The sequence below is a fragment of the Neotabrizicola paludis genome (genome assembly GCF_044142105.1).
Classification (GTDB): Bacteria; Pseudomonadota; Alphaproteobacteria; order Rhodobacterales; family Rhodobacteraceae; genus Pseudogemmobacter.
Genome location: NZ_JBGTYM010000007.1, coordinates 166,697 through 178,996, shown reverse-complemented (window position 1 = coordinate 178,996; position 12,300 = coordinate 166,697). Strand labels below are relative to the sequence as shown.

The 12,300-nt window shown below is 65.4% G+C and carries 9 protein-coding genes; 4 read left to right on the top strand and 5 right to left on the bottom strand.

The genetic code is table 11. The annotated features are described in order from the left end of the window. Positions 1-222: 222 nt before the first annotated feature. Complete coding sequence (locus ACED67_RS15510) at positions 223-828, bottom strand: alpha-ketoglutarate-dependent dioxygenase AlkB family protein (protein WP_395542618.1); 606 nt, start codon at positions 826-828, stop codon at positions 223-225. A 204-nt stretch (positions 829-1,032) separates the two neighbouring features. Between ACED67_RS15510 and dnaK the strand changes: the two genes are divergently transcribed. Beyond that, complete coding sequence (gene dnaK / locus ACED67_RS15505; RefSeq protein ID WP_395542617.1) at positions 1,033-2,943, top strand: molecular chaperone DnaK; 1,911 nt, start codon at positions 1,033-1,035, stop codon at positions 2,941-2,943. Between the two features lie 76 nt (positions 2,944-3,019). After that, positions 3,020-4,174: a molecular chaperone DnaJ gene (gene dnaJ, locus ACED67_RS15500; RefSeq protein ID WP_395542616.1), complete on the top strand. Its 1,155-nt coding sequence runs from the start codon at positions 3,020-3,022 to the stop codon at positions 4,172-4,174. Positions 4,175-4,220: 46 nt separating this feature from the next. Here dnaJ and ACED67_RS15495 read toward each other — a convergent pair whose 3' ends face one another. Continuing rightward, on the bottom strand, positions 4,221-4,373 hold the full coding sequence (locus ACED67_RS15495; protein WP_395542615.1) for a hypothetical protein: 153 nt from the start codon (positions 4,371-4,373) through the stop codon (positions 4,221-4,223). 358 nt (positions 4,374-4,731) lie between these two features. Here ACED67_RS15495 and radC point away from each other — a divergent pair, with 358 nt between their 5' ends. Next, positions 4,732-5,499 carry a RadC family protein gene (gene radC / locus ACED67_RS15490; RefSeq protein WP_395542614.1) on the top strand — a complete coding sequence of 256 codons (768 nt, stop codon included), beginning with the start codon at positions 4,732-4,734 and terminating at the stop codon, positions 5,497-5,499. A 303-nt stretch (positions 5,500-5,802) separates the two neighbouring features. Here radC and ACED67_RS15485 read toward each other — a convergent pair whose 3' ends face one another. The 3 genes from ACED67_RS15485 to secA all read right to left on the bottom strand — a co-directional run bounded on the left by ACED67_RS15485 (position 5,803) and on the right by secA (position 11,243). Further along, positions 5,803-7,326, bottom strand: a complete 1,524-nt coding sequence (locus tag ACED67_RS15485; protein ID WP_395542613.1) for an OmpA family protein — start codon at positions 7,324-7,326, stop codon at positions 5,803-5,805. A 15-nt stretch (positions 7,327-7,341) separates the two neighbouring features. Further along, positions 7,342-8,310 carry a hypothetical protein gene (locus ACED67_RS15480; RefSeq protein WP_395542612.1) on the bottom strand — a complete coding sequence of 323 codons (969 nt, stop codon included), beginning with the start codon at positions 8,308-8,310 and terminating at the stop codon, positions 7,342-7,344. A gap of 161 nt (positions 8,311-8,471) precedes the next feature. Further along, positions 8,472-11,243, bottom strand: a complete 2,772-nt coding sequence (gene secA, locus ACED67_RS15475) for a preprotein translocase subunit SecA (RefSeq protein WP_395542611.1) — start codon at positions 11,241-11,243, stop codon at positions 8,472-8,474. Positions 11,244-11,442: 199 nt separating this feature from the next. Between secA and ACED67_RS15470 the strand changes: the two genes are divergently transcribed. Then, the gene (locus ACED67_RS15470; protein WP_395542610.1) at positions 11,443-12,285 is read left to right on the top strand and encodes a peptidylprolyl isomerase; all 843 of its coding nucleotides are present in this window, start codon (positions 11,443-11,445) and stop codon (positions 12,283-12,285) included. The last annotated feature ends 15 nt before the right edge of the window (positions 12,286-12,300 follow it).

The following is a 12,300-nucleotide window of genomic DNA, read 5'->3' as shown; positions in this document are numbered from 1 at the left end:
GTGCTGAACGGTAGCCTAGCACCCCATGGTGAAGGGCGAAGCTTGCCGGATCGGGCAGGGTGAGGGGCTTGGACTCGCTGCGTTAATCCGGGTCCGGGCCGCGGTTCGTGATGTCTTCCCAAGGTCTTCCGATTGTCTTGCCAAAGTCTTCCCTGCCGGGGGGCGGGACGGACGTTAACCTGTTTTGGCGGGGCGCCGCGAATCATGGCCGCAAGGGCGCGGTCAGGCGACGACACGCAGGGTCAGGTTCAGCCGCCCGCCCTTGGGCAGAAGCGTGGAGGAGCCGGGGCGAAGGCGGTCGATGCCATGCCAAGCCAGCCGCGCAGGCCCACCCATCAGAAGGACATCGCCCGAGCGGAGCCAGACGCTTTGCGTGGGGTCTGACCGCTCTACCCCGCCGATGCGAAAGAGGGCCTCGTCACCCAGGCTGATCGAGAGGACGGGAAAGGAGAAGTCGCCCTCGTCGCGGTCCTGATGCAAGCCCATACGGGCGCCTTCGCCGTAGAAGTTCACCAGACAACAATCGGGATCGCGCGCGAGGCCGGTCAGCGCGCGCCAGACGGCCAGAACCGAGGCCGGGATCGGCGGCCAGTCCGTGCCCTGCGGGTGCTGCGGGTCATAGCGATAGCCCTTGCGGTCAGTCACCCAGCCCAGCCGCCCCGCCGCCGTCATCCGCACCGACATCTGCCGCCCGCCGGGCGTGACGGGGGCGACCAAAGGCGCCGCGGCGACCACAGCGCGGATGTCGGCCACCATCGCCTCTTGCGCGGGCCGGTCAAGCCAGCCGGGCCAGAGGCGAACGCCCTTGATCTCATACGCGCTTTCCATGGCCCGCCTTGCCGCCCCGTCTTTACCCTGGCGCCGAAAATTCGCCCCAGACTCTGCGCCACGCCCGTTGCAGGCGCAATTCCACCTGCCTATATACGCCAAGTCCGGCACAGGGCACCTGCCCGGCCGTCATGTAAACCCGCCGAAGGGTGCCGAAGGTCCGGGCCCCGAGGCGGAGATCGCCTGTATGAAAGGGATATGCACATGGCCAAAGTCATCGGTATCGACCTCGGCACCACCAACTCTTGCGTCGCCATCATGGATGGTTCCGCCCCGCGCGTCATCGAAAACTCGGAAGGCGCGCGCACCACGCCCTCGATCGTGGGCTTCACCGAAAGCGAGCGTCTGGTCGGCCAGCCCGCCAAGCGGCAGGCCGTGACCAATGCGGTCAACACCGTCTTCGCCGTCAAGCGCCTGATCGGGCGCCGCGTGGGCGATGCGGAAGTCGAGAAAGACCGCAAGCTCGTTCCCTATAACATTGTCGATTCGGGCAATGGCGACGCCTGGGTCCAGGTGCGCGGCGAGAAGTATTCGCCCAGCCAGATCTCGGCCTTCATCCTGCAAAAGATGAAGGAAACCGCCGAATCCTATCTGGGTGAGACGGTCACCCAGGCCGTGATCACCGTTCCGGCCTATTTCAACGACGCCCAGCGTCAGGCCACCAAGGATGCGGGCAAGATTGCCGGTCTGGAAGTGCTGCGCATCATCAACGAACCCACGGCGGCGGCCCTGGCCTATGGGCTGGACAAGAAGGAATCGAAGACGATCGCGGTCTATGACCTTGGCGGCGGTACCTTCGACATCACCATCCTGGAAATCGACGATGGCCTGTTCGAGGTGAAGTCGACCAATGGCGACACCTTCCTGGGTGGCGAAGACTTTGACATGCGGATCGTGAGCTACCTCGCCGAGGAGTTCAAGAAAGAGCATGGCGTCGACCTGTCGCTGGACAAGATGGCGTTGCAGCGTCTTAAGGAAGCGGCGGAAAAGGCGAAGATCGAGCTTTCGTCCTCGTCGCAGACCGAGATCAACCAGCCGTTCATCTCGATGGACAAGAACACCGGGCAGCCGCTGCACCTGGTGATGAAGCTGACCCGCGCCAAGCTGGAAGGCCTGGTCGAGGATCTGATCAAGAAGTCGATCAAGCCCTGTCAGGCGGCGCTGAAGGATGCGGGCGTCTCGAAGGACGAGATCGACGAGGTCGTGCTGGTGGGCGGGATGACCCGGATGCCGCGCGTCGTGGAAGAAGTGACCAAGTTCTTCGGGAAAGAGCCGCATAAGGGCGTGAACCCCGATGAGGTCGTGGCGCTGGGCGCGGCCATCCAGGCCGGCGTGCTGCAAGGCGACGTCAAGGATGTGGTCCTGCTGGACGTGACGCCGCTGTCGCTGGGCATCGAGACGCTGGGCGGCGTGTTCACCCGGCTGATCGACCGCAACACCACGATCCCGACCAAGAAGTCGCAGGTCTTCTCGACCGCCGAGGACAATCAGAACGCGGTGACGATCCGCGTGTTCCAGGGCGAGCGCGAGATGGCGGCGGACAACAAGATGCTGGGCCAGTTCAACCTGGAACAGATCCCGCCGGCGCCGCGTGGCGTGCCGCAGATCGAGGTGACCTTCGACATCGACGCCAACGGCATCGTGTCGGTGAACGCCAAGGACAAGGGCACCGGCCGGGCGCAGCAGATCACCATCCAGGCCTCGGGTGGTCTGTCGGATGACGAGATCGAGAAGATGGTGAAGGATGCCGAGGCGAATGCCGAGGCCGACAAGAGCCGCAAGGAGCTTGTCGAGACCCGCAACCATGGCGAAAGCCTGCTGCACTCGACCAAGAAGTCGCTGTCGGAACATTCCGACAAGGTCGATCCCTCGACCGTCGAGGCGATCGAACTGGCGATGGGCCCGCTGGAAGACGCGCTCAAGGGCGAGGATGCCGGCAAGATCCGCTCGGCGATCCAGAACCTGACCGAAGCGGCGATGAAGCTGGGCGAGGCGATCTACAAGTCGAGCCAGGCCGAAGGCGGCGAGGGCGACGAGGGTGGCCCGCGCTCGGTGGATGACGATGATATCGTCGATGCCGACTTCGAGGATCTGGGCAACAACAAGCGGAAGTAACGCCGCTTGAACCGGAAAGAGGGGCGGCCCGGGCAAGGGGCCGCCCCTCGCCGGTTCCGGGATGGGGGTTTTGCGCATGGCAAAACGCGACTATTACGAGATTCTCGGGGCCTCGAAGGGCGCTTCTGCGGAAGAGCTGAAGAAGGCCTATCGCCAGAAGGCGAAAGAGCTGCACCCCGACCGCAATGCCGACAATCCGCAGGCCGAGGCCCAGTTCAAGGAAGTGAACGAGGCCTATGACGTCCTGAAGGACGAGCAGAAGAAGGCGGCCTATGACCGCTTTGGCCATGCGGCCTTTGAAAACGGCATGGGCGGCGGGCGCGGCGGGCCGCAGGGCGGGTTCCAGCAGGGCGATTTCGCATCGGCCTTTTCCGACGTGTTCGAGGATCTGTTCGGCGATTTCATGGGCGGCCGCGGCGGCGGCGGTGGCGGGCGGGCGCGGGCCCAGCGCGGGTCTGACCTGCGCTACAATCTGCGCATCAGCCTGGAGGAAGCCTGGAAGGGCGTCCAGAAAACGATCAACGTGCCGACCTCGGTCGCCTGCGACACCTGCCGGGGCACCGGCGCGGAAGGCGGCGCCGAGCCGGTGACCTGCCCGACCTGTTCGGGCATGGGCAAGGTGCGGGCGCAGCAGGGCTTTTTCACGGTCGAGCGCACCTGCCCGACCTGCAATGGCATGGGCCAGACGATCAAGAACCCCTGCAAGACCTGCCATGGCGCGGGACGGGTGGAGCGCGAGCGGTCGCTTTCGGTGAATATCCCGCCGGGGGTGGAAACCGGCACGCGGATCCGGCTGGCCGGCGAGGGCGAGGCGGGGCTGCGCGGCGGGCCGCAGGGCGACCTTTACATCTTCATCGAGGTGAAGGAGCACGCGATCTTCCAGCGCGACGGCGTGCATCTGTTCTGCCGGGTGCCGATCTCGATGCCGAATGCCGCCCTGGGCGGCGAGGTGGAAGTGCCGGTGATCGATGGCGGACGGGCGCGGGTGAAAGTGCCGGCCGGGGCGCAATCGGGCAAGCAGATGCGGCTGCGCGGCAAGGGCATGCCGGCGCTGCGCGGCGCGGGCACGGGCGATATGGTGATCGAGCTGGCGGTGGAAACCCCGGTGAACCTGACCGCCAAGCAGAAAGAACTGCTGCACGAATTCGAGAAGCTGTCGGAAGAGAACAATCCCGAGGGCAAGAGTTTCTTCTCGAAGGTGAAGGGGTTCTGGGACGGGATGAAGGGCTGACGTAGCTAGGGCAGCGCCAAATTTAGACGCTGCCCTAGCTAGCTCATCATTTATCGAGCTTTTTGCACTCCGCGCACTTCGGCTTGCCACCAGTTCCGGTCCGCAAGTTTTCGCGCTCGATATTGTTGCCGGTATTGCAGTCCGTATCGTCGTGATAGACGGTTTGCTTCACGGAATGCCACGGGGCTTTCTTCGACATGACGTTCACTTTCTCCGGGCTCTGCCGGTGTTAGTGAGATCGCCCTTGACAGCCTAGTCGAGCAGGGATTCTACTTGACTTGCTTGGTGGCCAACTGCGGACGATGCTCGGCCTTGCAGTTACCTCAGAGTACGGTGCTGCCTGATTGCGAGTCGGGCGGCACCAACCTTCTGAGTTATCCACAACAGGATTTCTTTGTTGTCCCTCGGAGTCAAACAGATTCTGGGGAGGCTGCACTATATTAGGTGGATTCCATCTGGCGCTGTACGAGATGGACGATGGTTTTCCTTTTCGCTCGTTCGGACTAGCAATCTGTCATTAATCCTTCCTTCACCCTCGCCATGCGAGGCTTGCGCGCATGGCAAAGGGTTTTTCAGAAGCGACGCTGCCCCTGTTCGGCCCCGAAGGGGACGAGGATGAGGTCGTGGCGATCGCCGCCCTGCCCGACCGGCTGCCCAGCTATATCGCCGATCATCGCAAACGCCTGCGCCGCCGGTTCCTTGAAGGCGGCGCCGCGGCCATGCCGGATTACGAGCTGCTGGAGCTGGTGCTGTTCCGCGCCATTCCGCGCCAGGATGTCAAGCCGCTGGCGCGGCGGCTGCTGGACACGTTCGGCGATTTCAACCGGGTCGTCACGGCCGCGATTCCGCGGCTGATGATGGTCAAGGGCGTGGGCGAGGCGGTGGTGCAGGAGCTGAAGATCGTGGAAGCATCGGCCCAGCGGATGATGCGGGCCCGGGTGATGAACCGCCCCGTCCTGTCTTCCTGGGATGCGCTGCTCGACTATTGCCACACGGCCATGGCGCATCGCGAGACCGAGCAGTTCCGGCTGCTGTATCTGGACCGCAAGAATGTGCTGATCGCCGATGAGGAACAGGGGCGCGGCACGGTGGATCATGTGCCGGTCTATCCGCGCGAAGTGGTGAAGCGGGCGCTGGAGCTGAATGCCAGCGCGCTGATTCTGGTGCACAACCACCCGTCGGGCGACCCGACGCCGTCGGAGGCCGATATCGCGATGACCCTTCAGGTGCAGGACGCGGCGCGGGTTCTGGGGATCGTGCTGCATGATCACCTGATCATCGGCAAATCGCGCGAGCTGAGTTTCCGGTCGCAGGGCTATCTCTAGGCGGGTTGGCGATGGCGGACGCCGCCGAGGGATCCGCGATACAGGTTGCGGCGCGGGTTAGGACGGCGGGTTCTTTTGGAGCGCGGCGAGGGATTGCCCGGGGGAAGCTGCGTGCGAGCACGCACCCTATGGCGGGAGCGAGACGCCGTCGGGCAATCCAGTGCGCGATGCGGTGGTTCGGGCAGCGGGCGCAGCCGAAGGGCGTGAGGGGCGGCTATCCTTGCATGGTATGTGCTTGCAGGCAGCATAGAAGGTGGCCGGCGGCGTCGGGTTGTTTCGCGAAGGAGCGTGCGAGCACACGCCCTACGGGCTGGGATCCGGGGTGAAGTCGGGCACGACCCAAAGCTCGATGCGGCGGTTCAGGCGGCGACCGATGGCGGTTTCGTCGCAGGCCATGGGCAGGGCCTCGCCAAAGCCTTCGACGCGGGGAAGCTGGTCGGGGCGCAGGTCCGGGGCCAGGGCGGCAAGGTCCTGGGCCACGCGGGCGGCGCGTTCCAGCGAGAGGGCGCGGTTGGCGCTGGCATCGCCGGTGCCATCGGAAAAGCCCGCCAGGATCAGCGCCTGGGCAGGATAGCTGCCCGCGGCGATGAGCCGGGCAAGCTGGGCGAGGTTTTCCTGCGAGGCGGCGTCGAGGGTGGAAGTGCCCTCCTCGAACCGGAAGGTCAGGGACAGGCGGTCGGCGCCATCCATCACGGCGGCCAGCGCCTTGAGATCGGCAAGGGTCACATCCTCGCCCGCGCCGCGGATCGCATTGAGCAGGCGCAGGCCATCTTGCGTCATCGGCGCGCGGGTGACGGCGCGGTCGATATAGCCCGACCCTGCCACAACGGATTCGGCGGCGGGGGTGGCGAGGAATTCCAGGAATTCGCGGGCCAGAAGCGGCAGGCGGCGCGGCGGGGTAAGCAGGTAAAGCGGCAAGGCGAGCGGATAGTCCTGCGCCTTGACCGCGATGGGCGTGGGCAGAAGCGGGAAGCCGCAACTGTCGGTCAGCGGCACCGGGCGGGCGGCGGCGGTTTCCGACCGGCCGGTGATGGCCAGCGCCCAGGGGTCGCGGGCGACGGCGGCGTCGAGGCTGGCAAGGTCGGGATGGGTGACGGTGATCGCCGGGTCCATGCCCAGCCTTGCGGCCAGCGCGCGGGCCATGTCGGTTTCCGGGGCGAGGCCATGCAGAACGAGAGGCATGTCGGGGCCGCCCATCTGCGCCCAGTTGGTGATCTCGCCCGAAAGCGCCTTGGCGAGCATCACGGTCGACACGCGGGGTGTGGGGTTATCCGGCGCCATGACCGGCACCAGCGCGTCCAGCGCGACGGGGCGGGCGGTGAAACGGGGGTCTTCGAGCAGCGAGAGGGCAAGCTCGGCGCTGGCATCGGCCAGAGCGGCGGTGGCGCTGTCGGGATCGGTCGGAGCGAAGGACAGCTCGGCCAGCGTCTTGTCGCCGCTGGGGTCGCGCAGGGTGGCGGCCCAGGCCTGACCCGCTTCCGGGGTCTGATCCTGCCAGATCAGGCCACGGGTCGCGGCGAAGGCGCGCAGGAGGCCGGGCAGCAGGCGCGTGCCGGGATCGGCGGCGCCGGTCAGGCGGATCACGGCCTTGGGGGCGATGAGGTCGGGGCAGGCGGGGCCATCGCAGATCACGCCCTGGGCATCGACGGTCAGCGGACCATAGGCCGAGGCGATGCGGTAGAATTCGCCATCGAAGCCCTGGAGCGTGCCAGTGAGGGTGATGTTGCCCTCGCGCGAGGTCAGGGTGACATCCTGCGCCCGGGCCGGGCCGGCGCCGCCGAGGAGCAGCGCGGCGAAAACTGCCGCGCATCCGGTCCTGAAACGCATGGAACCCCGTGCCCCCTAGTTCTGGGCGGCGAGTGTCACGTTCCCGGCGAGATTGTTCAAGACCAAGATATCACCCAGAGCATCGCAGCCGGGCATGGCGACGGTCAGCTCGGTGACGGTGGCTTTGCCGTCCCGCGACTGGACCGTCTCGCCCAGAAGATCGCGGCCGCAGGTCACCTCGGTTACCGCGGCCTCGATGACGGGATCGGCGGTGGTTTTGGCATCGGCGGGCCAGGTGTAGATCTGGGCCAGCATGGGAAGGTCGAGCGTCGGATCGCCCAGGCTGATCAGATAGCCGCCCCGGGCGGAAACCGGGGCTTCGGTCGAGACATTGTCGGGGTCGCCATAATGCTGGCCGGCCTCGACCGCGCGGAGCTGGAAGCTGTCATCGGCCATCCATTGCACAGCAAAGCGGCGCGGCAGCGGCGTGTCTGGCAGAGCGGCGCTGGCCGTGGTGATGCTGGCATCCGAGAAGAGGACCGAGACCTGGCCCGCGTCATCGAGGGCAGGGAGATCAAGGGAGAGCTGGCCCTTGGCGTCAAGCCGTTCGGCCACAACAAGGCCCGCATGGCGCAGAACGACGCGCTGGCCCGGGGCGCAGGGGGCGTTGAGGGCGAGGGTGATCATGGCGCGGGGGGTGGCGGTCAGGGAGAGGCGGGGGGTGCAATCGGGCGCGACACTGGCCTCGGGCGCCGGTTTGGCGGCAGCGGGCGGGGCGAGCACGGGCAGACGGGGAAGGAGCGTCAGGGGCGGCAGCTTGGGCGTTTCGGCGGTGAGGGCGGCCAGCGCGACCTGCGGCGCGGCAGGGGAAGGAGCAGGGGCGGCTTGCGGGCCGGCCGAGACCTTTTCGATCTTCTTCGGCTGGGGGGTGGCAAGCTCGGCCGTGTGAGTCCGGCTGTCGGCGAGTTTCTGCATCAGATGGCCCGCGCCAAGCGCCACGGCAAGGACAAGCCCGGCGCGGAGGAGGCTGCGTTTCATATCCATGGATTCGGCCCCACCTGTTTCACAGGCCTATCGTCGCCGACAAAGCGGGCAATCCCGTGGCGGCTTCGCGGAATGTTTCCACGGCGGGAACCGCCAAAATGCGCAGGGGCGGCCTGAGCCGCCCCGTTTTCGCCACAATCAACCCTGGAAAGCGGGCAGGATCAGGCCAGCTTGCCGTGGCAATGCTTGAACTTCTCGCCCGAGCCGCAGGGGCAGGCATCGTTGCGACCCGGATTGCCCCAGGTGCTGGGATCGGCCTCGTCAAAGCCTTCCAGCCGCGCACCTGCCATCGCGGTCAGGCCCGGGACGGGGGCCGCAGCCGGGGCGGCCCCGGCAGGTTCGGCTTCGCGCGGAGCACCGGCGGGAGTGGTCGCGGCCACCGGAACAGCGGCGCCACGCGACTGCTGAGCGGCCAGCACCTGCGCCATCATCTGCTCTTGCTCTTCCTTGGTCAGCGGGCGGATGCGCGAAAGCTGTTCGGTCACCTGGACGCGCAGGCCTTCGAGCATGGATTCGAAAAGCTGGAAGGCCTCGGTCTTGTATTCGTTCAGCGGGTCGCGCTGCGCATAGGAGCGGAAGCCGATCACCGAGCGGAGATGTTCGAGCATCAAGAGATGTTCGCGCCATTTGCCGTCGATCGCCTGAAGAAGAACCTGCTTCTCGATCTGGTCCATGGTCTCGCGACCGAAGGCGGCGGTCTTTTCGGCCATGTAGGTGTCGGAATTCTGGATGATCCGCTCGGACAGGGCCGCCTGGTCCACGCCCTCTTCGGCGGCCCAATCGGCCACGGGCATGTCCATGTTCAGCTTCTCGCGGCCCGCCTGTTTCAGCCCGTCCAGATCCCAGTCGTCATGGTAGGTCTTGGGCGGCAGATACTGGTCGACCAGATCGTCGATGACCTGATGGCGCATGTCGGTGGCGATTTCCGAAATGTCCTCGGCCTGCATGATCTCCATGCGCTGGCCGAAGATCGCCTTGCGCTGGTCATTCATCACGTCGTCGAATTTCAGTAATTGCTTGCGGATGTCGAAGTTGCGGCCTTCGACCTTGGCCTGCGCCTTTTCGAGCGACTTGTTGACCCAGGGGTGAACGATGGCCTCGCCTTCCTTCATGCCCAGGGTCGAGAGCACCTTGTCGAGACGCTCCGAGCCGAAGATGCGCATCAGATCGTCATCGAGCGAGAGGAAGAATTCCGAACGGCCCGGGTCGCCCTGACGGCCCGAGCGGCCGCGAAGCTGGTTGTCGATGCGGCGGCTTTCATGGCGTTCGGTGCCCAGCACGAACAGGCCGCCGGCAGCGAGCACGCGCGCCTTTTCATCGGCATGTTCGGCCTCGATCCGGGCGCGGACCTCGTCGGGGTGAAGATGGGGGTCGGCAGTGATCGCCTCGAGCACCTTCATCTCGACATTGCCGCCAAGCTGGATGTCGGTGCCGCGACCGGCCATGTTGGTGGCGATGGTCACCGCGCCGAACCGCCCGGCATCGGCGACGATCTGGGCTTCCTGCTCGTGCTGGCGGGCGTTCAGCACATTATGCGGAATCCCCGCTGCCTTGAGCATGGCCGAGATGGATTCGGATTTCTCGATCGAGGTGGTGCCGACCAGGATCGGCTGGCCACGGTCATGCGCTTCCTTGATCGATTCGATCACGCCGTCATATTTTTCCTTGGCGGTGCGATAGACCTTGTCATGTTCGTCCTTGCGCTGGACAGGGCGGTTCGTCGGCACTTCCACGACGCCAAGGCCGTAGATCTGCATGAATTCCTCGGCCTCGGTCGCCGCCGTGCCGGTCATGCCGGCCAGCTTTTCGTAGAGGCGGAAGTAGTTCTGGAAGGTGACCGAAGCGAGAGTGACGTTCTCGGCCTGGATCTTGACGCCTTCCTTGGCCTCGATGGCCTGGTGCAGCCCGTCCGACAGGCGGCGGCCCTTCATCATGCGGCCAGTGAATTCGTCGATCAGCACGACCTCGCCGTCGCGCACGATGTAATGCTGGTCCTTGAAGAACAGCTTGTGCGCGCGCAGGCCCTGGTTGATGTGGTGGACGATGGTGGTGGATTCCGGGTCGAACATGTGCTGACCCTCGGGCAGGATGCCCGCGCCGCGGAGGAGAACCTCCATCGCGTCATTGCCGTCGTCGGTGAAGGTGACGCTGCGCTGCTTTTCGTCAAGCTTGTAATGCTCTTCGGTCAGGCTGGGGATCAGCTTGTCGATCTGCGTGTAAAGCTCGGACCGGTCCTGGGCCGGGCCCGAGATGATGAGCGGGGTGCGCGCTTCGTCGATCAGGATCGAGTCGACCTCGTCGACGATGGCGAAGTAATGGCCGCGCTGGGCCATTTCTTCCACGCTGCCCTTCATGTTGTCGCGCAGGTAGTCGAAGCCCAGCTCGTTGTTGGTGGCATAGGTGATGTCGCAGCGATAGGCGGCGCGCTTTTCCGTCTCGGGCTGGAAGGGCACCACAACGCCGCAGGTCAGCCCAAGCTGGGCATAGACCTTGCCCATCCATTCCGAGTCGCGCCGGGCGAGATAATCGTTCACCGTGACGACATGGACGCCGCGGCCCGTCAGGGCGTTGAGATAGGCCGGGAAGGTGGCGACCAGGGTCTTGCCTTCGCCCGTCCGCATCTCGGCGATGTTGCCCTGATGCATGAAGATGCCGCCCATCAGCTGCACGTCGAAGGCGCGCAGGCCAAGGGCGCGGCGGGCGCCCTCGCGGCAATTGGCGAAGGCTTCGGGCAGGATGGCATCCAGCGTCTCGCCGCCTTCCTGCACCCGCTTTTGCAATTCGCGGGTCTTGGCGATGATGCCTTCGTCGCTGAGCGCGGCGAATTCCGGTTCGAGGGCGTTGATTTGCGCGACGAGCGGACGCGCCGCCTTGACCTTGCGGTCATTGGGCGAGCCAAAGACCTTGCGCGCAAGGGAAGTGAGACCAAGCATGACTTCTCCGTAAGGCGGCCGAATACGAATTCGTGTGGGACCTCGGGCTTGCCGGGTTGCATCGCCTTCCATAGAAGGGCCATGAGGACCGGCAGGCCCCGGATCACGCGACTGTCGCGATGTAAGGGGTAGGGCGGGCATAGTCAACGTGGCGCGGGTGTGAGGCAGCCTTTGGCCCGCCCGCTCAGGAGGGTGTGAAATGCTGAAACATCTGCGGCTTTCGGCGGCACTGGCGCTGTCGGCCCTGATCGCGGCCCCGGCCTTTGCCGAGGGCGAGACGGCGGAGACGGTGGTGGCAACGGTGAATGGCACCGAGATCACGCTGGGCCAGATGATCGCGCTGAAGGAAAACCTGCCGCAGCAATATTCCACCCTGCCCGATGACGTGCTGTTCAAAGGCATCCTGGACCAGCTTGTGCAGCAGGAAGTGCTGGCGCAATCGGTGGCGGCGCTGAGCAAGCGCGACGAGGCCAATATGGCCAATGACAAGCGCGGCTATCTGTCGGGCGTGGTGATTGCGGGCGTGGCCAAGTCGGCGGTGACGGATGAGGCGCTGCAAAAGGCCTATGACGACCGCTTCAAGGATGCCGAGCCGCAGAAGGAATATCATGCGGCGCATATACTGGTGAAGACCGAGGAAGAGGCGAAGAAACTGAAGGCGGAGCTGGACGGCGGGGCGATCTTTGCCGAGCTGGCCAAGGCCAATTCGATCGACACCGGATCGGGCGCGCAGGGCGGCGATCTGGGCTGGTTCGGCAAGGGCGTGATGGTCAAGCCCTTCGAGGATGCGGTGGTCGCGGCGACGATCGGCAAGGTGACCGATCCGGTGCAATCGGATTTCGGCTGGCACCTGATCCTGGTTTCGGAAACCCGCAATGCCGCCAAGCCCTCGCTGGACGATCTGCGCGAGGAACTGGCCCAGGAGATCGAGTCCAAGGCGATCGAGGATCATCTGAAGACCCTGACGGAAGCGGCCAAGATCGAGAAGCCCGGCGAGGGGATCGATCCGGCCGTGCTTAAGGACGCCAAGCTGATCGACTGAGGCGCAGGCATTTAG